Raw genomic sequence first — 22,600 nt, 5'->3', positions numbered from 1 at the left:
CCGAAAACTTTTCGATATTCGGAATAAGGTCTACACCACGCGAGTGGACTAGACCTCTCGCGGGTCCCCGGGTCACACTGGGTTCCGTGAGACATGTCATCGCCCTCGACGTGGGCGGCACCGGAATGAAGGCCGCTCTGGCCGGGCCCGGGGGCGAGGTGCTGCACCGGTCCCGCCGGGCCACCGGACGCGAGCAGGGCCCGGAGGCCGTCGTCGCGGGCATCCTCGACTTCGCCGCCGAGCTGCACGCCTACGGCGCCGAGCACTTCGGCACGCCCGCGGCCGCCGCCGGCGTGGCCGTCCCCGGCATCGTCGACGAGGCGCGGGGCACCGCCGTCTACGCCGCGAACCTCGGCTGGCGCGACGTCCCGCTGCGCGACGCCCTCGCGGAACGGCTGGGCGTCCCGGTCGCCCTCGGCCACGACGTGCGCACCGGCGCGCTCGCCGAGGGGCGGGTCGGCGCGGGCCGCGGCGCCGACCGGTTCCTGTTCGTGGCACTGGGCACCGGCATCGCGGGCGGCATCGGCGTCGAGGGCCGGGTCGAGTCGGGCGCGCACGGCTTCGCGGGCGAGATCGGCCACATCGTCGTACGGCCCGGCGGAGCCCCCTGTCCGTGCGGGCAGCACGGCTGCCTGGAGCGCTTCGCCTCGGCGGCGGCCGTCAGCGAGGCCTGGGCCGCGGCCTCGGGCGACCCGGACGCGGACGCGGCCGACTGCGCGAAGGCGGTGGAGTCCGGCGACCCGAGGGCCGGGGCAGTCTGGCAGGCCGCCGTGGACGCCCTGGCCGACGGCCTGGTCACGGCCCTCACCCTGCTCGACCCGCGCACCCTGATCATCGGCGGCGGCCTGGCGGAAGCCGGGGAGACGCTCTTCACGCCGCTGCGGGAAGCGATCCGCCGCCGCATCACCTTCCAGAAGCAGCCGGCACTCGTCCCCGCCGCTCTGGGTGACGCGGCCGGTTGTCTGGGCGCCGGGCTCCTGGCCTGGGATCTCCTCGACCAGACCGACCGTTCGGAGGTAACCACCTGATGGCAACTCCCTCAGGGGCGCGGGGAACTGCGCGACCAGCCCCCACTCACCCGCACCCCGCGACGTCCGGACACCCCACGGTCCTGACCGGCGCGACCGTCGTCCTCCCCACGGAAACGATCACAAACGGCCGGGTCGTCGTCGAGGGCACCCGCATCACCACCACCGCCCCGGAAAACGCCCAGGTCATCGACGTAACAGACCACTACGTCATCCCCGGCTTCGTCGACCTCCACAACCACGGCGGCGGCGGAGCCTCCTTCACCTCCGGCTCGGCCGAGGACATCCTCAAGGGCATCCACACCCACCGCCTGCACGGCACGACCACCCTGGTCGCCTCCACCGTCACCGGCGACATGGACTTCCTCTCCCAGCGCGCCGGCCTGCTGAGCGAGCTGGCCGAACAGGGCGAGATCGCCGGCGTCCACTTCGAGGGCCCGTTCATCTCCCCCTGCCGCAAGGGCGCCCACGCCGAGGACCTCCTGCGCGACCCGCACCCCGCGGACGTCCGCAAGCTGGTCGAGGCGGCCCGGGGCCACGCCAAGATGGTCACGCTGGCCACCGAACTCCCCGGCGGCCTGGACTCCGTACGCCTCCTGGCCGACCAGGGCGTGATCGCGGCGATCGGCCACACGGACGCGACCTACGAGCAGACGGTCGAGGCCATCGACGCGGGCGCGACGGTCGCCACCCACCTCTACAACGCGATGCCGCCCCTGGGCCACCGCTCCCCCGGCCCCATCGCGGCGCTACTGGAGGACGACCGGATCACGGTCGAGCTGATCAACGACGGCACGCACCTGCACCCCGCCGCACTCCAGCTCGCGTTCCACCACGCGGGCGCGTCACGGGTCGCGTTCATCACGGACGCGATGGACGCGGCCGGTTTCGGCGACGGCCGCTACTGGCTCGGCCCGCTGGAGGTGGAGGTCGCCGACGGCGTGGCCCGCCTGGTCGAGGACGGCACGATCGCGGGCTCCACCCTCACCCTGGACCGCGCCTTCAAACGGGCGGTCACGATCGACGGCCTCTCCGTCCGGGACGCGGTACAGGCCCTCTCGGCGACCCCCGCCCGCCTGCTCGGCATGTCCGACCGGATCGGCTCCCTGGAACCGGGCAAGGACGCGGACCTGGTGCTCCTGGACTCGGATTTCGAGTTGAAGGGCGTGATGCGCAGGGGTGAATGGGTGGTGGGTCCCCAACTGGGCTGATCATCCCCCAGTCGGGAGACGGTGGCCGAGTCCAGGACTGGGCCGACCGCCGTCTCTTTGGCATGATCAGGGAACGTTCACGGCAACAAGCGCGTCCGGGGGAGGTCGGCCCAGGTGATCCTCACGGTCACACTGAACACCGCTCTCGACATCACCTACCGCGTACGGTCCCTCCGGCCGCACAGCTCCCACCGCGTCTCCGAGGTGACGGAACGCCCCGGCGGCAAGGGCGTCAACGTGGCCCGGGTGCTCGCGGCCCTCGGGCACGAGGTGACGGTGACGGGATTCACGGGCGGTGCGACGGGCCGGGTCGTCCAGGAACTCCTGGCCCCCGTGCCGGGCATCGTGGACGCTCTGATCCCGATCACGGGCACGACCCGCCGCACGATCGCCGTGGCCGACGACCTGACCGGCGACACGACGCAACTCAACGAACCGGGCCCGACGATCACCCCCACCGAGTGGTCGGCCTTCCAGGAGGCCTACGAGACCCTGCTGGCGTCCGCCTCGGCAGTAGCCCTGTGCGGCAGCCTCCCACCAGGCGTCCCGGTGGGCGCGTACGCGGGCCTGGTCCGCACGGCCCGCTCCTGCTCGGTCCCGGTCCTCCTGGACACCAGCGGCGAGCCTCTACGCCGAGGCGTCGCCGCCCGCCCCGACATCATCAAGCCCAACACCGACGAACTGGCAGAACTGACCGGCTCCCACGACCCCTTGCGAGCCACCCAGGACGCCCGCCGCCGGGGTGCGCACGCGGTGGTCGCGTCCCTGGGCGCGGAAGGCCTGCTGGCGGTGTCCCCCGAGGGCCGCTGGCGCGCCACCCCACCGGCACTCGTCCGAGGCAACCCGACAGGCGCCGGCGACTCCGCGGTCGCGGGCCTGATATCGGGCTTGGTGGAGGACCTTCCCTGGCCGGATCGCCTTACCCGGGCGGTCGCCCTGTCGTCGGCGACGGTGACAGCACCGGTGGCGGGGGAGTTCGACCGGGGGGTGTACGAGGAGCTGCTGGGGCGGGTCACCGTGACAGGTGAGGCATCTGCAGCGTAGGCCGGTGAAGAGTGAGCTGACCTCATTCCCCGCACATACGACGGCGGCCGTCCCCCACGCTGTGTGGGGGACGGCCGCCGTCGACGAATCAGCTCGACCGGTTGCCCTTCTCGAGGTAGAACTGGTCAAGGACCGCGTCACACTTGTTGCCCTCGTTGCAGGCGAGCTCGATCGTGTTGGTGCCCTTGTTCAGGTTCACCGTGGCCCAGGTGTTCTTCCAGCCCTGTTCCCAGTCGCCCTTGGGTGAGTTCCCGAAGTTCTTCATGCTCAAGGGCCTGGAGACGGCATCGCCGTTGATGACCAGGGTGGCGTCGGCGTCCGTGCCCGGGACGCCGTAGTTCACGTAGAGCGTGTAGGTGCCGGCCTTCTCGATACCGTCCACTGTCCAGGTGACCTTGGCACCGACCTGGTTGAAGCCCGTCACATAGACCCCGCCGTCGGCCTTCGCGCCCTTGAACTCCGACGCGGTCGACATGCCGGGGCTGAGGCGCAGGGCCTTCGCGTCGACCTTCGGCAGCTCGGCCTGGCTCGCCGCGCTCTTGCTGGCAGACGGAGTCGGCTCGCTGCTCTGGGACTGGCTCTGGCCGGAGCCGGCCTGATCCTCGGACTTCTTGTCGTCCTTGTCGCCGCTCGCCATGGCGATCCCGATGCCGACGACGACCGCCGCGACCACCGCGACCGCGCCGATCAGCAGGCCCTTGGTGTTGGGGCCGCGGCCACCCCGGCCGCCTCCGCCGCCCGGCAGCTGCTGCTGCGCGGTCTGCGCGCCGCCCGGCAGCGTCTCCGGGGCCGCGTAGTGCGCGTTCGGCTGGCCGTACGCGCCCTGCTGCTGCGGGGCCTGGCCGTACGCCGCGGTCTGGCCCGCGCCCGCCTGCGGCTGCTGGCCGTAGGAGCGCGTGCCGACCGCCCGCACCCTGTTGACCGAGTTCGGGTAGCCGTAGCCCCCGGACGGCGGCTGGGCTCCGTTGGCCTGCCCGTCGGCGTAGAGATAGCCGAACGGGTCGTCGTCCTCGGGCGTGCTCGCGCCGTTGTTGCCGGGCGTCATCCCTTGGTCTCCTCAGTCAGGTGCGGTGCAATGCGGTACGGGTCGTAAGACAGCGAGCCTACCCGCTCCCAGTGACCCAAACAGGTGACTCAGACCGCATCAACTCGCTGACCTCGGGTTCACCCAGCGCGTCTGTGTTGTTTGGGACGAGATCGTTTCTCGACGTACATGCGCTCGTCAGCGGATTTCAACACTTCGTCCGCCGTCATTCCACAGTGTGCCCATCCGATGCCGAAGCTGGCGCCGACCCGGACGGCACGCCCCTCGGCGCGGATGGGCTGGATGATCTCGTTACGAAGGCGGACCGCGAGGTCCTGCGCGTCGGCGCGGCCGAGCCCGTCGGCGAGGATGACGAATTCGTCACCCCCGAGCCGGGCGACCGTGTCGCCGTCGCGGACGCCGCCGCTCAGCCGCCGGGCGACCTCGATGAGAACCGCGTCACCCGCGTTGTGCCCGAACCGGTCGTTGATCGACTTGAAGCCGTCGAGGTCGCAGAAGAGGACGGCGAGGCCCTTCGTACCGTCGTCGTGGTCGCCGTCCGGGGCGACGGTGTGCACATGGTGGTCGTAGGCGTCGTACGGCTCGGCGCCCTGCCGGAAGTCGAAGCCGGGGCCCACGACGTCGAAGGCGGGGTGGCCGTAGGCCGCGTCATGGGACTCGGCGACGGCGGAGTGCGGGGGCGTGGCGCGCCGGCAGAGCCGCGACGAGAGGCGGGAGCGCAGCTCGGCGGAGTTCGGCAGGCCGGTGAGCGAGTCGTGCGAGGCGCGGTGGGCGAGCTGCAGCTCGCGGCGCTTGCGCTCCTCGATGTCCTCGACGTGGGTGAGGAGGAAGCGGGGCCCGTCGGCGGCGTCCGCGACGACGCTGTTGCGCAGCGACACCCACACGTACGTGCCGTCGCGGCGGCCCAGGCGGAGTTCCGCGCGGCCGCCCTCGGCGGAGGTGCGCAGCAGGGTGCCTATGTCCTCGGGGTGTACCAGGTCGGAGAAGGAGTAGCGGCGCATCGCGGAGGCGGGGCGGCCCAGCAGCCGGCACAGGGCGTCGTTGGTGCGCAGGATCCGGCCGTGCTGGTCGCCGCCCATCTCGGCGATGGCCATGCCGGACGGGGCGTACTCGAAGGCCTGCCGGAAGCTTTCCTCGCTCGCCCGCAGCGCCTGCTGCTCGCGCTCCAGCCGGACGAGCGCGCGCTGCATGTTGGCCCGCAGCCGGGCGTTGCTGATCGCGATGGCGGCCTGGAAGGCGTACATCTGGAGCGCCTCGCGGCCCCAGGCCCCGGGGCGGCGGCCGTTGCGCGGGCGGTCCACGGAGAGCACGCCGATCAGCTCGCCGCATGTACCGCTGCCCTTCGGAGCGGGCGCGTACATGGGAGCGAAGAGCCGGTCGGCCGGGTGCCACTCGTCCTCGAAGCGGGGCGCGGGGCCGTCGGTGTACCACTGCGGGACGTCGTCGTCGTCGAGGACCCAGCCCTCGGTGTGGGGTATGAACACCAGGTCGCCCCAGTGCTCGCCCATGCCGAGCCGGCGTTCCCAGGATTCGCGCGAGCCGACGCGGCCGGTGATGAGGGCCTCGGCGGCGGGGTTCCCGGCGAAGGCGGCGACGACGAGGTCGCCGTCGGGGCGTACGAGGTTCACGCACGCCATCTCGTACCCGAGAGCGGCGACGACGCCCTCCGCGACGGTCTGCAATGTGTCCGCCAGGCTGCGGGCCGTGTTCATGTCGGCCATGACCTGGTGCAGTTGTCGCAGGGACGCAAGACGGACGTAAGGCTCCGACTCGGTCTCCATGCTCGCCCTCCCCCCGAGTACCTCGCAGCGAATCAAGAATCAAGGGTTCTCATCGGCGTACGTCCTGGCAGCTTCCCCGCCACTGAATCACAGCGCGCTGCTCACTCGGTACACAGGGTCAACAATTCTTGCCCCTTGTGACTCAAGTCACAGGTAAAGCTGAACAATTGAGTGAAGTTTCTGCGTTTTCCCGGTGCGCGCGTGAGCGCATTATTTGTGGCGTTGGGCACGATTTCGCGAGGAGCTCGGTCGCGGGTCCTAAGACCCTGATCAGGCGGGAGTCCGATGCGGAACGCGCGGGGCGGAGATTAGCGTTTCGGGTGTGCCGAACACTCCCCCTGCCACATCCCCGGTCGTCCCGTCCGCCACGTCCTCGATCATTCCGTCGCCCGCCTCCGGGCATGCTGAGGGGGTGAGCAACGACGAGTTCCGCGCCGCCATGTCCCGGCTGGCCTCGGGCGTGGTCCTGGTGACCGCGCAGGAGCCGCCGCTCGACCCGGACGACCCAACGGCGCCCGGCAGCGAGGACGTGGGCATGACGGCCACGGCCTTCATGTCGGTGTCCCTGGACCCGCCCATGGTGCTGGTGAGCCTGCGCGAGGGCTCCCGCATGGACGAGCTGCTCGACGAGCAGCCCCAGTGGGCGGTGTCCGTCCTGTCCGAGAGCCAGCGGCACATCGCGGGCCGGTTCGCCATGAAGGGCCGGGTCAGCGACCGGCTGCTGTTCGCCGACATCCCGTACACGCGCGGCGAGTACACCGGGGCACCCCTGGTGGGCGGCGCCCTGGCCGTCCTGGAGTGCCGCACCGAGCAGCGCGTACCGGCCGGCGACCACACGCTGGTCATCGGCCGCGTGCTGACCGCCCGTGTGCCGAGCGCGGAGGGCGGGCCGCTGGCGTACTTCCGGGGGCGGTACCGGCAGTTGGGCTGAGGCGGAAATCCGGTGGCCCGGCCGTGATCGTCGACCCTAGGGTGCGCGCATGACGACGACGGGCCTCCATCTCGAAGAGATCACCGCCGGAAACCTCGACGCCGCCCTCGGCATCCACGTCCGCCCCGACCAGGAACACGCGGTCGCGCCGGTCGTGAAGTCGCTCGCCGAGGCGTACGCGCACGGCGCCATCGCCTGGCCCCGCCTGATCGTCGACGGCGACCGCCCGGTCGGCTTCCTCATGGCCTGCCTCGGCATCGACTGGTACGGCGACGGCAGGGAGTTCCGCTCGGGCCTGTGGCGGCTGAACATCGCGGCCGGGGAGCAGGGCAAGGGGTACGGCCGTTTCGCCGTCGAGTCCGTCGCCGCCGAGCTGCGGCGGCGCGGCACCGAGAAGTTCTACGTCACCTGGCACCCGGGCCCGAACGGCCCCGAGGGCTTCTACCTGGGACTCGGCTTCCGCCCGGACGGGGAGAACAGCGGGGGCCAGACGGTGGGGCTGCTGGAGCTGACCGACGACAGGCCCTAACTCCAGTCCCGCGCGGAGCGCCCCCGCTTGGTCTCCGAGCGCTGCTTCTTCTCGCGCAGCCGGCGCTCGTTGATCCCCCGGGGGATCCGGGTCGGCTTGCGTGGCCTGGGCGGGGGCGCGGTGGCCTCCGCCAGCAGCGCCGCGAGGCGTACGGCGGCGGACTCGCGGTTGCGCCACTGGGAGCGGTGCTCGGAGGACCGTACGGTGACGACTCCGTCGACCAGGCGCCCGGCCAGCCGCTCCAGCGCCCGCTGCTTCCACACCTCGGGCAGCGCCTCGGTCCTCGCCAGGTCGAAGCTGAGCTCGACCTTCGAGTCACTGGTGTTGACGTGCTGTCCGCCGGGCCCCGAGGACCGCGAGAAACGCCACATGAGCTCGGCCTCGGGCAGGGAGACGGAGCCGCGGATGACGTGGGGACCAGACATGCCGTCCATGTTCCCGCCTCTGTCCGGTCCACGTCATCCCAATAATCGCGAGTAAAGAAAGTAAAGGAGCTGGAACCTCGCGTACCCCTCTCCACGTTCAGGGGGGTAGCTGTAGCTTCTTTGCCGCAGCTGCTTTGCCGTACTGCCGTACGTAAACGAGGGAAGGGACTCCCAACAATGGCTGTAAGCCTGTCCAAGGGTGGCAACGTCTCGCTCACCAAGGAGGCTCCGGGCCTGACCGCCGTCACCGTGGGCCTCGGCTGGGACGTCCGCACCACCACCGGCACGGACTTCGACCTCGACGCCTCCGCGATCGCGGTCAACACGCAGGGCAAGGTCTACTCGGACGCCCACTTCGTGTTCTTCAACAACAAGCAGACCCCGGACAACACGATCGTCCACACCGGTGACAACCGCACGGGTGAGGGCGCCGGCGACGACGAGGCGATCAACGTCAACCTCGCCGCCCTCCCGGCCGACATCGACAAGATCGTCTTCCCGGTGTCCATCTACGACGCCGAGAACCGCTCGCAGAACTTCGGCCAGGTCCGCAACGCCTACATCCGCATCGTCAACCAGGCCGGCGGCGCCGAGATCGCCCGCTACGACCTGTCCGAGGACGCGGCCACGGAGACGGCCATGGTCTTCGGCGAGCTCTACCGCAACGGCGCGGAGTGGAAGTTCCGCGCCGTCGGCCAGGGCTACGCCTCGGGCCTGGTCGGCATCGCCCAAGACTTCGGCGTGAACGTCTGACGGACGACGCCGAGCTTCGGTTCTGACGGCGGAGCCCCCGGGCCTGTGAAGGCCCGGGGGCTCCGCCGTCTTTCTTGGGGGCGCGGGGAACTGCGCGACCAGCCACACTCAACCCGCACCCGGCGACTGATCACGCCCGCTCCGGCTTCCCCTCCCCGTACAGCCACTCCTCCCAGATCCCCTCGAAGTCCTCCCCCGGCACCCGCTCCTCGACGTACGCCGTGAAATCGGCCGTGTCCGCGTTCCCGTACCGATACTCCGCGGCCCACCCCCGCAGGATGGCGAAGAACCTGTCATCGCCCACGGCCTGACGGATCTTGTGGAGGACCATCGCACCGCGCTGGTAGACGGGATCGCCGGAGATGTTCGCGGCATCCACCGGCTTCGCGGGCGGGAACGCCCACAGGTCCTTGTACGTCTTCTCCCCGTTCTCGTACAGCGCGTCGAAGGACTGCTGGGCGCTCTCCCCGCCGTGGTCCTCCCGCCACAGCCACTCCGCGTACGTCGCGAAGCCCTCGTTGAGCCACATGTCGCGCCAGCTCTCCGGCGTCACGGAGTCGCCGTACCACTGGTGGGCGAGTTCGTGGACGAGGAGGGTGAGGCCCGGGGCGCCGGGGAAGACGGGGCGCGTCTGGGTCTCCAGGGCGTAGCCGACCTCGGGCGCGCGGTCGACGATCGCGCCGGTGGAGGAGAAGGGGTAGGGGCCGAAGCGCTTCTCCGCCCAGCGCAGGATCTCGGGGATGCGCGCGAGCACCGCGCGGCTCGCCCCCCGCTCCTCCGGGTCGACGGCCGTGTACACGGGCAGACCGTCCCGGGCGGTGGAACGGGCGATGTCAAAGCGGCCGATCGCGAGTGTGGCGAGGTAGCTCGCCATCGGCTCGGCGGAGTGCCAGCTGAACGTCGTACGGCCGTCCTTCGCGGTCGTGACGTCGCGCAACTCCCCGTTGGAGACGGCCCGCAGCCCCTTCGGCACGGTCACCGTCACGTCGTACGACGCCTTGTCGGACGGGTGGTGGTTGCCGGGGAACCACGCCATCGACCCCGTCGGCTCGCCCAGCGCGAGCACCCCGTCGCCGGTGCGCAGCCAGCCCTCCTCGGAGCCGTCCGGGTCGGTGACGGTCTCTGGCGCCCCGGAGTAGCGGACGGTCACGCGGAACGGCTCGTCCCGGCCGAGGTCCGCGCGCGGCCGGACGGTGAGCTCGTGCCCGGCGCGGTTCCAGCGGGCCGTCTCGCCGCCGACGGTGACCTTGCCGACCTCCAGGCCGATCAGGTCCAGGTTGAAGGCGGTGAGGTCCTTGGTCGCGCGGGCGGTGAGGGTGGCCGTGCCGGTGAGGCGGTGGGCGTCCGGGTCGTAGGCGAGGCGCAGGCCGTAGTGGGTGACGTCGTAGCCGCCGTTGCCGGCCTTCGGGAAGTAGGGGTCGCGGACGCCGGAGCCGCCCGGGGTTCCGTGGACTCCGCCGCCGCAGGCCGTGAGGGCGAGAGCGGAGACGAGCAGGGCGGGGACAAGACGTACGGACCGGGCCACGCTCTCGATCCTATGGGGGCCGTGACAGCATCACCCCCGTGCTCGACATCGGCTACGCCCTCTCCAACCGCTTCCCGGACCCGCCGCAGACCGACTACCGCCGTGCGGACGTCCGCGCGCTGCGGCACGACCTGTTCTGCGGTGACGTCTACCTGGCGGACACCAAGACCGACCACGAGGTGTCCACAGCCTGGGGATGGGTGCCGGTGCTCGACTTCGCGTGGGCGCTGTGCGACATCGTGGAGCGGATCGACCGGGACCCGGCGGGCTCGCGGGCGTCCCGGCCGCAGCGCGCGGAGCTGGACTTCACCGAGTCGACGGACCGGATGCTGTTCGAGCGCCGCTTCGGCTGGGTGGACATCGAGGCCGACTGGATGCGCGCGGAGGAGCCCCCGCTCACCGTCTCCCACTCCGAACTGCGCCGCGAAGCCCGGGACTTCCTGCACGACCTGATCGCCGACCTCACCGATCTGCACGACGACCTCGCCGAGAACCCGGCGATCTGGACCCTCCAGGCCCGTTTTCCCAGGGTCTCCTGACAGCGGACCGCTACCAGGCTGACACGATCACCCTGCGACGAGCGGCGACGGACACGGGGAGAACGGACGCATGACCGACGGGCAAGTGACCTACGGCGTGGACTACAGGGTGGTCCCACCGGCTGTCGTCAGCGGGGAGGGCCCACTGCAGGGCACCTCCGCCCGGCTGGTCCGGGACCCCGACAGCCCCGCCCCGGACCGGCTGCGCTCACTGCGGGCCTTCCACCTGCGCGCCGAGGACGGGGCGCCGGTCGCCCGGGTCGTGACGGAACAGGCCCTGGGGTCACGGCTGAGCGGACGCCCGGCGGTGTACCACGTCCTCGATCCGTACGGTGCCCCGCTCGGGCGGATCACCCTGCGGCGGCGCCGCGCCTTCCGGTGGGGCCGCAGACGCTGGACCGTGGAACCGGCGGCGGGGCCCGTCCTGCACGGGTACGAGGGCCGGCTGGTGTGGTGGGCGCTGTGGTGGCCCTTCGGGCTGCCGGTCTACCTCCTCTTCGTGCTCCTGGCCCTGATGGCGGAGATCGACGACGGCTTCCGTCCGCCCCGGCGCATCACCTGGCGGGACGGCTCCCACCGCGCCCACCTCGTCTTCCGCGCGGTGGCCGAGGACTACCGGCTGCTGAGGCATGAACTCGACCCCCGTCTGGTCAACGCCCTCATAGGCCTGCACCAGTCCTACGACTGGCCGGAGCAGGCGGGGTCAGGGGGCTGGTACGAGTACTGAGGGTGAGCGTGCGGAGTCAGCCCTCCACCCTGATCCCCCACTCCACCGCCAGCACCGGCGCCAGATCCAGCAGCTGCGCCGTACTGATCACCGCCCCCGACAGCCGGTCGAGACCCCGGCTGATCTCCAGCGACGCGGCCCCGCGCAGGTCGACGTCCACGAGGGTCGCCGCGTGGAGGTCGGCCCCTCTCAGGGCGCAGTCCACGAACTCCACCCGCTCCAGGCGGGCGCCCCCGAAGTCCGGCTCGACGAGGACACAGCCCTCGAAGACGACGTCTCTGAGCCGGGCCGTGCGCAGATTCAAATAGTCGATCTTGCCGCCGCGGATCAGCACCCGCTCCAGCACCGCCCCGTGCAACTGCGGCCCGCCCAGGCGGGCATCGGTCAGCTCCACGTCCCGCAGGGTCGCCTCGGAGAGGTCGGTGCCGACACCCCGGACGCCGGTGAGGGCCGAGTCCAGGAAGCGGGCATGCCGCAGCCGCGTCTCGTCCAGCGCGCACCCCGTCAGCGCGCAGTCCATGAAACGGGCCCCCGCCCCGTCCTGCCCGGTGAAGTCCGCGTCCCGGAACTCCAGCCCGTCGTAGTCCCCGTCCGGCTCCAGCTCACCGCCCCCGTACGGCTCCAGCACGGGCAGCCGTACCTCCGGCCGCCGCGCGCCCTTCACACCCGCACCGCGGGGCACACCCGTACCGCCCGTCGCTCTCCTCGCCATGCCCCCCATGCTGCACCCCACCACTGACAACACCCCCTGACCTGCGCGAACACCGGTCATGTCACATTCCGGGCCCTGCGGGCGGTCGTACTCCCGAAGGCGATTACCGACCTCAGGCCCCAGGGAGATCCCAGCCATGCACCGCATCACCGTCATCGGCGGCGGCTTCGCCGGACTGACCGCCGCGATCACCGCCGCCGAGGCGGGCGTCAAGGTCACCCTCCACGAAGCCCACCACACCCTCGGCGGCCGGGCCCGCACCGCCGAGGGCCCGTGCCGCACGAACGAGGGACCGCACGCCCTCTACAGCGGAGGCCCGCACTGGGCCTGGCTCAAGCAGCGCGGCCTCCTCGGCCCGCTCGCCCCGCTCCCGCCCCTGGAGGCCGCCCGGCTACGCCTGCGCCACCACGGCGTGCTGCGCCGCACCCCGCCCTTCCCGATGCTGAAGCTGCTGCGCCGGACCACCCGGCAGGCGCCGGTGGACGTCGACTTCCTGACCTGGGCGACCGGCGTCGCGGGCGAGGAGGGCGCCCGGGCCGCCGCGCACTACTCCGCCGTCGCCCTCTTCCACCACGACCCCGGCTCCCTGTCCGCCGCGTTCGTCCAGGAGCGCCTGCGCCGGGCCACCAAGCTGCCGCCCGAGGCCCACTACCCGCGCGGCGGATGGGGCAGCCTCATCGACCGGATGGCCGCCCGGGCCTGGAACCTGGGCGTGAGGATGGAGACCCTGTCCCGAGTCGACACGCTCCCCACCGACACACCGGTCGTCGTAGCCACCTCCCTCGATGCCGCCCGGCGGCTGCTCGGCGACGACTCCCTCACCTGGCCGAGCGGCCGTACCGCCCTCGTCGACCTGGCCGTGCGCACGCGGCGCGGGGACGCCTTCGCGGTCTCCGACCTGGACGCGCCCGGCTGGCTCGAACGGTTCACCGCCCAGGACCGCGGCCTCGCCCCGGCCGGTGAGCAGCTCATCCAGGGGCAGATCCCCCTCGCCCCGCACGAGTCCAAGTCCGACGGCACCGCCCGCGCCGAGCAGTTGCTCGACCTGGGGTTCCCGGGCTGGCGCGAGCGCGTCACGTGGCGGCGCGCGTCCGTCGCGAACGGCCGTACGGGCGCGGTCGACCTGCCCGGCACCAGCTGGCGCGACCGGCCCGCCGTGGACCGGGGCGACGGTGTCTATCTGGCCGGCGACCAGGTCGCCGCCCCCGGCGTGCTCTCGGAGGTCTCCTTCAACAGCGCCCTGACGGCGGTGTCCCTGGCCCTCGGCCGGCGGGAGCTTGACCTCAAGCAAGCTTGAGGTCGGAGGCTTGCCGCAGACCACCGCGACACGAGGAGCCTCACATGCACGCCATCCGCCTGCACGCCTTCGGCCCGGCCGAGAACCTCATCCACGAGCGGGTCGAGGACCCCCGGCCCGGCCCCGGACAGGTCCGAATCGCCGTACGGGCGGCGGGCGTCCACCTCCTGGACGCCGCCCTGCGCGAGGGCATGCGGGGCGGGCCATTGGCCGAGCAGACGCCGCTTCCCACCATCCCGGGGCGCGAGGTCGCCGGGGTCGTCGAGTCCCTGGGTGACGATGTCACAGGCGACTGGCTCGGCAAGCGGGTCGTCGCCCACCTCGGCTTCGTCCCCGGCGGGTACGCCGAACTGGCCGTCACCGCGGCCGAACGCCTGCACGAGATCCCGGAGAACCTGGACTTCGCCGAGGCCGTCGCCATGATCGGCACGGGCCGTACGGCGATGGGGATCCTCCAGTTCGCCGACCTCGGCCCCGGCTCGGTGGCCGTCGTACCGGCCGCCGCCGGAGGCATCGGCACGCTGATCGTCCAGTACGCCAGGAACGCCGGGGCGACCGTCATCGGCCTCGCGGGCGGGCCGGAGAAGGTCGCCCGCGTGCAGGCGAACGGAGCGGATCTCGCCGTCGACTACAAGGACCCGGCCTGGCCCGCGAAGGTCCGCGCCCACCTCGGCGGCCGGACCGCGACCGTCGTCTTCGACGGAGTCGGCGGCGACGTGGCCCGCGAAGCCGTCGCCCTCCTCGGCCCCGACGGCAAGCACATCGTCTTCGGCTGGTCCGGCCAGGGCATCCTCGACGGCGAGCCCTACCTCGTCGACGGCGTCTCCGAACAGGTCCTCGGTCCCGCGATGCTGGGGAAGGCCGGCGGCCCCGACCCCCTGCGCACCCTCGAACTAAGCGCCCTCGCCGAGGCCGCCGCCGGCCGGCTCACCCCGGCCGTCCAGCGCTTCCCGCTCCGCGAGGCGGCGGCCGCGCACCGGGCGCTGGAGAGCCGGGGCACGACGGGCAAGGTGGTCCTGGAGCCGTGACGTCCTGACAGGACGCCGAGGAGGGCCCCGCTCGCAAACGGGGCCCTCCCGAAAGGAGATCTGACCGGCAGATCAGCGGGCGACCGCCTTCGTCGCCGCGCTCACCGCCGACCCGTCCTTGTGCCCCGCGCGGTGGGCCGTCACCTTCACGGTGATCTTCTTGCCCTGTTGCGCCGCCTTCAGCACGAGCGAGGACTTGGTCGCCCCGCTGACCGCCGTACCGTTCGCGTACCACTGGTACCCGTACGACGAGGCCGCCGGACTCCACGTCCCGGCCGACGACTTCAGCGTCTTGCCGACCTTGGCCGTCCCGCTGATCACCGGCGGCTTCGTCGCCTTGGGCGCGTCGCCCTTGGCCACGGTCACCGCCGCCGAGGACGCCGACCCGCTCTGCCAGCCGCTCCTGACCGCCGTCACGGTCACGCTGATCTTCTTGCCGGCCTGCGCCGCCGGGATCCGGTACGCCGACGCCGTCGCACCGCCGATCGCGGCCCCGTCCGCCTTCCACTGGTACGTGTACGACGTCGGCGCCCCCGACCAGGTGCCCGGCGCCGCGGTGACCTCGGCGCCCACCTTGGGCGTGCCCGTCACCTTCGGTGCCGCCGTGTTCTCCAGCGAGGGCCGGGGCGTCACGGTGAAGGTGCCGCGCTGGAACTCCCAGCCGCGCGTGATCACGCTGACGTTCCAGGTGCCGGTCGCCGCGCCCGTCAGGTCCACGGTCGCGGTCACCGTCCGGTTGTCCGCGGCGACCGAGTCCGCCTTCGCCTCGATCGTCTTGCCGGCCTGGCTCAGCCGGACCGTGACGTCCTTCCCGAGCGCCGTGCCGGTGACCGTGAGCTTCACCTTGCCGCCGGTGGCGCCCGTGTCGGGGCTGACGGCGGTGACGTTCGTCTTCTCCGTGCCGCACAGCGCGGACGAGCAGATGAGCTCGGCGCTGTAGGCCGTGCTCGACGCCTTCTCCGGCAGGCCGAGCAGGAACAGCGATGGCGTACTCGCGGAGGACGAGCCCTGGACGCCGCAGTCGTAGTCCTCCGGGAGGAAACGCGTGCAGCCGTTCTTCCAGGTGGACGTGTCGTAGAGCACGGGTACCGCCTTGACGCCCGCGCCCGCCGTGTCCTTGATGTCGGTGTCGAACCGGTCGAAGCCCGCGGTGGGCAGCGCCGCGCACACGGCGGTGCGCGACTCGTCCAGGGTGCCGGTGACCGGCCCGTATCCGAACGCCACGGACGGCGCCTTCACGCACTCCGGGGCGGGCCCGTCGGCGGTGGCGATCCGCAGCCGGTCCAGGCGGTACTCGGGCGCCGCCTTGAGGTGGGCCGGCGTCTGCACGAGAACCTGGTGGGTGGTCGAACCGCTCACCGCGCAGGACGCGTTGCGGAAGGAGCACTCCACGCGGCCGTCCCCGGCGACCACCGCGCTGTTGGCGGTCCCGAGCGCGTCCCGCACGTCGACGTGTACGACGTCGGTCGCCGCGCCGGTGGTCACCTGGTGGCAGTTGATGGTGCCCGGCGCCGCGTACGCGCTCTTCAGGGACGCCCCGCCGACCTTCACCGCGGCGGTCGCCGTACAGCCCGCTGCGGACGCTCCGGCCGTGACGTCACGCCGGGTCAGGCTGTACGTCGCGGCCTCGTCCCGGCCGGTCACCAGCACGGTGTGGGCCTTGTCCGGGGTCAGCGAGCAGATCGTCCAGCCGTCGGTGGTGGCGTAGCGGTCGCAGACGCGCTTGCCGTCGGAGTCGAGCACCGAGAAACCGGCAGGAGCGGTGCCCGAGGTCGCGGTCAGCTGGAGCAGCTCCGCCTTCGAGTGCGCGTCGGCGGGGATGCCCAGGCAGTGCGAGAAGACGCCGCCGCCCGTGGTCAGCGTGGCCTTCGCGCCGCCCGGGGCGAAACTGCCCGCGGCCAGGGCGGGGCAGCCCTCGGCGGCGTCGGTGCGGTGGAAGGCGACCGCGTAGGGGCCGGTGGCCGTGTCGCCGCTGTCCTCGGTGTGCACCAGCGCGCGGTACGGAGCCTCACCGGTCAGCGCGCAGTCGCCGTCCCCGAGCGCCTCGCTGTCGCACTGCGGGGTGCCCGCGCGGTCCAGGACCTCCACCTCGGGGGTCAGCCCGGCCGAGGAGTTCGCGGTGAGCGCGGCGATCCGGGCGCCCTTCGGCACGGGCAGCGTCAGGCAGTCGTACTGCCCGACCGTGCTCAGCTCGCCCTTGTACAGGCCGGTCCCGATCTCCTCGCAGCCGGCGTCGGAGGCCCGGTCGAACACGGCCGGCCGGTCCCGGGAGACCTCGAAGGGGTAACCGCCCAGGACGGCGGTGTACGTACCCGCCTCACGGATCCGGCACGGGTCGGTGCCGGAGTCGCACACGGTCAGCCCCTCGGCGTCGTACACCCGGACCGCGCCGGCCGACCGGTCCTCGTCCACGGCGTGCACGGTGTACGGCCCGGCCCGCCCGGCGGTGAAGGTGTAGCAGAGGTCGGTGCTGAAGTCCTGCGGCTTCAGCGGCCCGTACGGCAGGACGGAGGCGGCCGTGCAGCCCTGCGGGTCGTTCAGCCGGCGCACCTGGAGCGCGTAGGCGGCGGGAAAGCCGTTCTCGGAGCGGGAGACGCTCGACAGCACCCGGTAGGGGCCGTCGCCGGGCAGCACACAGCTGTCCTCGCCGTCCTCCGGGAAGCGCTCACAGATCCGGGCACCGGACTCGTCGGTGATCCAGGCGACCGACTCGCCGTACACCTTCCGCTGCAGGTTCAGCCTGATCCGCTCACCGGGCCGGCCCTCGAAGGCCTGGCAGTCCACGGCCAGCGGGCTCGCCGCGCTCCTGAACACCGGATCCAGGTTCCAGCCGGTGCCGACGGGCTCGGCGCAGCCGCGGGTGCCCGAGCCGAGCGGGACGACGGTGAGTTCGGCCTTCTCGTCGTCCACCCAGCCGCTGTTGACGACCTTGAGGGTGTACGTACCCGCCGCGGGCACCTGGCACCAGCCCTCGGTGCGGGCCTCGTCGGCGTAGCAGTCGATCTGGGCCCCGTCGGCGTCGTACAACTCGGCGTGGGCGTTGTTGCCGCTGTCGTCCAGGGTCACCAGGTGCGGACCGGCCGATCCGGCGGTCACGGTGAAGCAGGCGCTGCTCTGCGCCGGGACGGTCACTCTGCCGACGGCGTCCCCCGGGTCCCCGAACGGGGCGAGCGCGAGCGCCGCGCACTCGGGGTCGTCGGCCTGCGCGGCCCCCGCCCCCGTCAGGCTCAGCAGTGAGGCGAACAGCGAGACGACGGCGGCGGACGCGAGGACCCGCGCCCGTCTCGGTCTTCGGGACGCGCGGGCGTCGGCGTACGACATGACAATCCCCCCTGGATCATTGATGGTTGGCGAGATGATCGCACACAGGTGCGACATACCGCCCGCGAGATACCACCACCCCGCCCCACCTCGGGCGGCCCCGAAATCACCTGCCGCCCCCGGCTCCCCCCACTACCGTGCGAACAGTGATCGAGATCCCTCGCGAACTGGCCGCATCACAGGAGAAGTTCAACGGCGAAGCGGGCCGCGCCTTCATCGACGGACTGCCGGAGCGGACGGCCCAATTCCTCGACCACTGGGACCTGAAACCCGACGGCCCCCCGATGCACGGCGTCTCCGCCCTGGTCCTGCCGGTCCTGCGCCGCCCCGACGACACCCCCGCCGCCCTCAAGCTCCAGCTCCTCGACGAGGAGAGCGAAGGCGAACCGGTGGCGCTGCGCGTCTGGAACGGCGACGGAGCGGTCCGCCTCCTCGCCCACGACGAGCCCACCGGCACCATGCTCCTGGAACGCCTCGACGAGACCCGCATGCTGTCCCACGTCCCGGACCCCCACCAGGCCGTCGTCACGATCGCGGAGCTCCTCGCCCACCTCACCTCCTTCCCCGCCCCGCCCGGCCTGCGCCGCCTCGGCGACATCGCCCGGGCCATGCTCGACCAGACCCCGTGGGCCCTCGACCGCATCCCCGACCCCGGGTCCCGCCGCCTGATCGCCGACTGCGCGGCCGCCGTACGCGAAGTCGTCGACGACCCTGGGGACCGCCTCCTGCACTGGGACCTCCACGACGAGAACGTCCTCGCCTCCGACCGCGCCCCCTGGCTGGCGATCGATCCCAAGCCCCTCGCGGGCGACCCCGGCTTCGAACTCTGGCCGGCCCTCGCCAGCCGCTACGACCCCGACGACATCCTCTGGCGCTTCGACGCCATGACCGACATCCTCGCCCTCGACCGCCCCCGAGCCCGGGCCTGGACCCTCGCCCGCCTCCTCCAGAACACCCTGTGGGACATCGAGGACGGCCGCCCCCTCGACGACGACCAGCTCGACATCGCCCGCCGCCTACGCAGCGGGTGAAAGCCCGGGCCCGGAGGGGGTGCGGACCGGGCCCCTCGTAGGAAGAGATCACTGCCGCCCAGGAAGAGGCGGCAGATGACATGGGCTGGTGAACGACGGCCGCCCGAAGCCGCCTCTTCCACGTGTCCCGGCTGAACACCATGCCGAGGCTTCTGCGGAGCGACTGACCCCAGCAGCGTTCGGCCCGCCGCTCAGTAGCCGGGCGGGATCCGGTCCCGCGGCCCGTCAACAGGCTCCGCCGCGCCGTCGTCCATCTCCGCCCGCTCGGCCACGGCCGGGTCGGTCGAGTCCGAGATCAGCTCCGCGATGCGCAGGGTGCACTCCCATTCCGTCAGCTTGCCTTTGATCACCACCACGTACGACTCCTGGTCGGCGAAGCGATACACACGGCGCCGCTTCTCGACGATGTTCTTGCTCGGCAGATACGTGTGCAGGGCAGCACGGAGCGCCTTCAACGCCTCGTCCTTCGTTTCCTGCCCACGACAGATGAACTCGGTCCTCCACACGTCGCTGTAGTACTCCGCGATCACGACCCAGTCGCCCATGCCCACTCCCCCTCGGCACCGTTGCCAGTCAGCCGCAGTTCAACTTCCGGAGCAAGGAAAACCCCAGGTCAGCCAACCGCTGACCTGGGGTCCAAGGGAGCCCCCTGTCGGATTCGAACCGACGACCTACGCATTACAAGTGCGTTGCTCTGGCCATCTGAGCTAAGGAGGCCCGTACGGGTGTGCACCCGCACGTGCCCGAGCAGTGTACCCAGGTCCCCGAGGGGCCCCGTCGAAAATTTCCGCGAAGTTCACAGGGCTGGAGGTACTGACAGACGAGGTGAACGCCAGGTACGGTCCTGAGCCAGTTCACACGCGTGGACTACACCACAACGGATCACCGTCGTGGCACCGCCTTCCTACTCGGATCGTCCGGCACGTTCCTGCCGGTAGAAGGGGTTCACTCATCATGGCCACTGTCTCGTTCGACAAGGCGACCCGGATCTACCCGGGCACCGAGAAGCCCGCTGTTGACGCGCTGGAGATCGACATCGAGGACGGCGAGTTCCTCGTCCTCGTCGGCCCGTCCGGCTGCGGCAAGTCCACCTCGCTCCGCATGCTCGCGGGGCTCGAGGACGTCAACGCCGGCGCCATCCGCATCGGCGACCGCGACGTCACCCACCTGCCGCCGAAGGACCGGGACATCGCCATGGTGTTCCAGAACTACGCGCTCTACCCGCACATGACCGTCGCCGACAACATGGGCTTCGCGCTCAAGATCGCCGGCGTCAACAAGGCGGAGATCCGGCAGAAGGTCGAGGAGGCCGCGAAGATCCTCGACCTCACCGACTACCTGGACCGCAAGCCGAAGGCGCTCTCCGGCGGTCAGCGCCAGCGTGTCGCCATGGGCCGCGCCATCGTGCGCGAGCCGCAGGTGTTCCTCATGGACGAGCCGCTGTCCAACCTGGACGCCAAGCTCCGCGTCAGCACCCGTACGCAGATCGCGAGCCTGCAGCGCCGCCTCGGCATCACCACCGTCTACGTCACCCACGACCAGGTCGAGGCCATGACGATGGGCGACCGTGTGGCGGTCCTCAAGGACGGTCTGCTCCAGCAGATCGACACCCCGCGCAACATGTACGACAAGCCCGCCAACCTCTTCGTGGCCGGCTTCATCGGCTCCCCCGCGATGAACCTGGTCGAGGTGCCGATCACCGACGGCGGCGTGAAGTTCGGCAAGTCGGTCGTGCCGGTGCAGCGCGACGCGATCGCCGCCGCCACCGACAAGACCGTCACCGTCGGCGTCCGCCCCGAGCACTTCGACGTCTCGGACGCCGAGCAGGGCCTCGCGGTCACCGTGAACGTCGTCGAGGAGCTCGGCGCCGACGCCTACGTCTACGGCACCGCGAAGGTCGGCGACGACTCCAAGGACCTCGTCGTCCGCGTCAGCGGCCGTGACGTCCCGGAGAAGGGCAGCCAGCTGCACATCGTGCCCCGCTCCGGCGAGACCCACGTGTTCTCGACGTCGACCGGCGCCCGCCTGTCCGACTGACGGCACCCGCAAACACCCGACCCGGGGTAATTCACCCGGGTTGACGAAGAAGGCCCCGCAGAGCGCTGCGGGGCCTTTCTCGTTGTCGACAAATACCCCGGCAGACCGGACGTTTCGAGCAGTGTGCGTCAACCCCCTACCCAGAAAAGGGCCCTCTCTCATCCCCCGAACCGGTGACTAAATGTCTACATTCCATTACCCCGCGCTACCCTCACACGCGTGAAGCACTCCACTACCCAACAGACGCGACGCGGCCGGGGCCCCGCCCGGCGAATCGGCCGCACCCTCGCTTTCGTCCTGCCCGTCGTCCTGGTGCTCTCCGGGACCCTCGCGGTGAGCCGAGTCAACTGGTCGGGGGGCTCCTCCGACCCGGTGCTCACCGCAGCGGACACCGCCACGTCCGCCGGCGCCTCGCGCACCGCCAAGCGCGCCCCGCAGGACGTCCTGCGGGACAAGCTGCTGACCGAGTTGCAGCAGGAGAACCCGGGGGTCGCCCTCACCCACCTCCAGCAGGCCGTCGACGAACGCCCGTCGCTGGCCCGGCACTGCGCCTCCCTCGCCCGCGCCCTCGGCCAGGCCGCCGTCCGGGTCTACGGCCCGACGCGCGCCCAGTCCTACGCCCGCCCGGTCTGCGACACCGCCTTTGCCACAGGCGTCGCCGCCGCACACAGCTGAGCACACCGCCCTGCCACCGGGTGGGCAGTCGACAACGGCAGACGCCAGAACCCCTCGTCCGCCGCATTCCCCGGGCGGGACGCACCGTACAGTTCGGTCTCATGAGCGATCCGAGCGCCGCGTCCCGCCCCGTTCAAGCCGTCGTTCTGGCCGGCGGCCAGGGTTCCCGGCTGCGTCCGTACACCGACGACCGGCCCAAGCCGATGGTCGAGATCCCCGGGACGGGGACGCCGATCATCGGCCATCAGCTCTCCTGGCTCGCCGAAGAGGGCGTGACGGACGTGGTCGTCTCCTGCGGCCACCTCGCCGAAGTTCTGCAGACCTGGCTGGACACCGCCGATCTGCCCGTCTCCGTCACCACGGTCGTGGAGTCGGAGCCCCTCGGCCGCGGCGGCGGCCTCAAGTACGCGGCGGCTCACCTGCCCCACCCGGACCAGCCCTGGTACGCCACGAACGGCGACATCTGGACCCGGTTCTCGCTCCGTGACATGGCGGACTTCCACACCGAGCGCGACGCGATCGCGACCCTCGCCCTGGCCCGCCCCCGCCTGCCGTGGGGCGCGGTGAGGACGGACGGCTTCGGCCACATCACCGACTTCATCGAGGCCCCGCCGTCGACCTTCGAGATCAACGCGGGCGTCTACGTCTTCTCCCCCGAGTTCGCGGGCCTGCTGCCGCAGCGCGGCGACCATGAGCGTACGACGTTCCCCCGCCTGGCCCGGGAGCAGCGGCTGGCCGGGTTCACGATCCCGCAGGGGTCTTATTGGCGTGCCATCGACACGGCGAAGGACCTGACGGAGGCCGCGAAGGAACTGGCCGCCCAGGGGCGCTGAGAGCCGTACAAGTGAGGGAGGGCCCGCACCGGACGGATGCTGTTGGTTAATCCGGGGCCTTCCTACTTCGCCCCGTCGACCTTGTGGTCGGCGGGGCGAAGTGCTGCGAAGTGGCTGGTGCGGGTGCG

Annotated in this window: 21 protein-coding genes and 1 tRNA gene; 14 read left to right on the top strand and 8 right to left on the bottom strand. The window is 71.6% G+C overall.

What is annotated here, in order from left to right; genetic code table 11:
- The first annotated feature begins 86 nt into the window (after nt 1–86).
- The 3 genes from ACFZBT_RS39230 (at nt 87) to ACFZBT_RS39220 (ending at nt 3,283) form a co-directional block, all read left to right on the top strand.
- Nucleotides 87–1,028 (top strand): ROK family protein, encoded by a 942-nt coding sequence (locus tag ACFZBT_RS39230; RefSeq protein ID WP_391114827.1) that lies wholly within the window; start codon nt 87–89, stop codon nt 1,026–1,028.
- The gene (gene nagA, locus ACFZBT_RS39225; RefSeq protein WP_391114824.1) at nt 1,028–2,239 is read left to right on the top strand and encodes an N-acetylglucosamine-6-phosphate deacetylase; all 1,212 of its coding nucleotides are present in this window, start codon (nt 1,028–1,030) and stop codon (nt 2,237–2,239) included. Before ACFZBT_RS39230 ends, nagA begins: the two co-directional genes overlap by 1 nt.
- 114 nt (nt 2,240–2,353) lie before the next feature.
- On the top strand, nt 2,354–3,283 hold the full coding sequence (locus tag ACFZBT_RS39220) for a hexose kinase (protein ID WP_391114821.1): 930 nt from the start codon (nt 2,354–2,356) through the stop codon (nt 3,281–3,283).
- 88 nt (nt 3,284–3,371) lie between these two features.
- On the opposite strand, the gene ACFZBT_RS39215 is transcribed toward ACFZBT_RS39220, so the two are convergent.
- Both ACFZBT_RS39215 and cdgB read right to left on the bottom strand, forming a co-directional pair.
- Nucleotides 3,372–4,328: a CBM35 domain-containing protein gene (locus ACFZBT_RS39215; RefSeq protein WP_391114818.1), complete on the bottom strand. Its 957-nt coding sequence runs from the start codon at nt 4,326–4,328 to the stop codon at nt 3,372–3,374.
- 119 nt (nt 4,329–4,447) lie between these two features.
- Nucleotides 4,448–6,109 carry a diguanylate cyclase CdgB gene (cdgB, locus tag ACFZBT_RS39210; protein WP_391114815.1) on the bottom strand — a complete coding sequence of 554 codons (1,662 nt, stop codon included), beginning with the start codon at nt 6,107–6,109 and terminating at the stop codon, nt 4,448–4,450.
- Nucleotides 6,110–6,431: 322 nt separating this feature from the next.
- Between cdgB and ACFZBT_RS39205 the strand changes: the two genes are divergently transcribed.
- Together ACFZBT_RS39205 and ACFZBT_RS39200 are read left to right on the top strand one after the other, a co-directional pair.
- Nucleotides 6,432–7,040 (top strand): flavin reductase, encoded by a 609-nt coding sequence (locus ACFZBT_RS39205; protein ID WP_391114813.1) that lies wholly within the window; start codon nt 6,432–6,434, stop codon nt 7,038–7,040.
- Between the two features lie 49 nt (nt 7,041–7,089).
- Complete coding sequence (locus tag ACFZBT_RS39200; RefSeq protein WP_391114810.1) at nt 7,090–7,569, top strand: GNAT family N-acetyltransferase; 480 nt, start codon at nt 7,090–7,092, stop codon at nt 7,567–7,569.
- On the opposite strand, the gene arfB is transcribed toward ACFZBT_RS39200, so the two are convergent.
- The gene (gene arfB / locus ACFZBT_RS39195) at nt 7,566–8,003 is read right to left on the bottom strand and encodes an alternative ribosome rescue aminoacyl-tRNA hydrolase ArfB (protein WP_391114807.1); all 438 of its coding nucleotides are present in this window, start codon (nt 8,001–8,003) and stop codon (nt 7,566–7,568) included. The two genes, ACFZBT_RS39200 and arfB, sit on opposite strands and share 4 nt — an antisense overlap.
- 168 nt (nt 8,004–8,171) lie before the next feature.
- Here arfB and ACFZBT_RS39190 point away from each other — a divergent pair, with 168 nt between their 5' ends.
- On the top strand, nt 8,172–8,747 hold the full coding sequence (locus ACFZBT_RS39190) for a TerD family protein (protein WP_030829245.1): 576 nt from the start codon (nt 8,172–8,174) through the stop codon (nt 8,745–8,747).
- Between the two features lie 130 nt (nt 8,748–8,877).
- Here ACFZBT_RS39190 and ACFZBT_RS39185 read toward each other — a convergent pair whose 3' ends face one another.
- The gene (locus ACFZBT_RS39185) at nt 8,878–10,272 is read right to left on the bottom strand and encodes a M1 family aminopeptidase (RefSeq protein WP_391114804.1); all 1,395 of its coding nucleotides are present in this window, start codon (nt 10,270–10,272) and stop codon (nt 8,878–8,880) included.
- A gap of 38 nt (nt 10,273–10,310) precedes the next feature.
- Between ACFZBT_RS39185 and ACFZBT_RS39180 the strand changes: the two genes are divergently transcribed.
- Complete coding sequence (locus tag ACFZBT_RS39180) at nt 10,311–10,811, top strand: hypothetical protein (RefSeq protein ID WP_385657589.1); 501 nt, start codon at nt 10,311–10,313, stop codon at nt 10,809–10,811.
- Nucleotides 10,812–10,881: 70 nt separating this feature from the next.
- Entirely contained in the window at nt 10,882–11,538 is a 657-nt protein-coding gene (locus ACFZBT_RS39175) for a hypothetical protein (protein ID WP_391114801.1), read from the top strand.
- A 16-nt stretch (nt 11,539–11,554) separates the two neighbouring features.
- On the opposite strand, the gene ACFZBT_RS39170 is transcribed toward ACFZBT_RS39175, so the two are convergent.
- Nucleotides 11,555–12,250 (bottom strand): pentapeptide repeat-containing protein, encoded by a 696-nt coding sequence (locus tag ACFZBT_RS39170; protein WP_391114799.1) that lies wholly within the window; start codon nt 12,248–12,250, stop codon nt 11,555–11,557.
- A gap of 136 nt (nt 12,251–12,386) precedes the next feature.
- Between ACFZBT_RS39170 and ACFZBT_RS39165 the strand changes: the two genes are divergently transcribed.
- Together ACFZBT_RS39165 and ACFZBT_RS39160 are read left to right on the top strand one after the other, a co-directional pair.
- Nucleotides 12,387–13,547: an FAD-dependent oxidoreductase gene (locus tag ACFZBT_RS39165; protein WP_391114795.1), complete on the top strand. Its 1,161-nt coding sequence runs from the start codon at nt 12,387–12,389 to the stop codon at nt 13,545–13,547.
- 44 nt (nt 13,548–13,591) lie between these two features.
- A complete protein-coding gene (locus tag ACFZBT_RS39160; RefSeq protein WP_391114793.1) occupies nt 13,592–14,575 on the top strand; it encodes a zinc-binding dehydrogenase in 984 nt (327 codons plus the stop codon).
- Between the two features lie 72 nt (nt 14,576–14,647).
- Here the strand turns inward: ACFZBT_RS39160 and ACFZBT_RS39155 are convergent, their stop codons facing one another.
- Nucleotides 14,648–17,896 carry a Tat pathway signal protein gene (locus ACFZBT_RS39155; protein ID WP_391114790.1) on the bottom strand — a complete coding sequence of 1,083 codons (3,249 nt, stop codon included), beginning with the start codon at nt 17,894–17,896 and terminating at the stop codon, nt 14,648–14,650.
- Nucleotides 17,897–18,033: 137 nt separating this feature from the next.
- Between ACFZBT_RS39155 and ACFZBT_RS39150 the strand changes: the two genes are divergently transcribed.
- A complete protein-coding gene (locus tag ACFZBT_RS39150) occupies nt 18,034–18,927 on the top strand; it encodes an aminoglycoside phosphotransferase family protein (RefSeq protein WP_391114787.1) in 894 nt (297 codons plus the stop codon).
- Nucleotides 18,928–19,118: 191 nt separating this feature from the next.
- Here the strand turns inward: ACFZBT_RS39150 and ACFZBT_RS39145 are convergent, their stop codons facing one another.
- Both ACFZBT_RS39145 and ACFZBT_RS39140 read right to left on the bottom strand, forming a co-directional pair.
- On the bottom strand, nt 19,119–19,472 hold the full coding sequence (locus ACFZBT_RS39145) for a hypothetical protein (RefSeq protein ID WP_391114784.1): 354 nt from the start codon (nt 19,470–19,472) through the stop codon (nt 19,119–19,121).
- Nucleotides 19,473–19,570: 98 nt separating this feature from the next.
- Nucleotides 19,571–19,644, bottom strand: a tRNA-Thr gene (locus tag ACFZBT_RS39140).
- A gap of 237 nt (nt 19,645–19,881) precedes the next feature.
- On the opposite strand from ACFZBT_RS39140, the gene ACFZBT_RS39135 reads away from it, so the two are divergent.
- The 3 genes from ACFZBT_RS39135 (at nt 19,882) to ACFZBT_RS39125 (ending at nt 22,472) form a co-directional block, all read left to right on the top strand.
- Nucleotides 19,882–20,964, top strand: coding sequence for a sn-glycerol-3-phosphate ABC transporter ATP-binding protein UgpC (locus ACFZBT_RS39135; RefSeq protein WP_391114781.1), 1,083 nt, complete (start codon nt 19,882–19,884; stop codon nt 20,962–20,964).
- Between the two features lie 219 nt (nt 20,965–21,183).
- A complete protein-coding gene (locus ACFZBT_RS39130; RefSeq protein WP_391114779.1) occupies nt 21,184–21,639 on the top strand; it encodes a hypothetical protein in 456 nt (151 codons plus the stop codon).
- Nucleotides 21,640–21,740: 101 nt separating this feature from the next.
- Complete coding sequence (locus tag ACFZBT_RS39125) at nt 21,741–22,472, top strand: nucleotidyltransferase family protein (RefSeq protein ID WP_215120623.1); 732 nt, start codon at nt 21,741–21,743, stop codon at nt 22,470–22,472.
- Nucleotides 22,473–22,600 lie beyond the last annotated feature (128 nt).

It is taken from the genome of Streptomyces sp. NPDC008137 (assembly GCF_042957035.1).
GTDB lineage: Bacteria > Actinomycetota > Actinomycetes > Streptomycetales > Streptomycetaceae > Streptomyces.
Note: the sequence above shows the minus strand (reverse complement) of the source record. Positions and strands in the feature narration are given on the sequence as shown.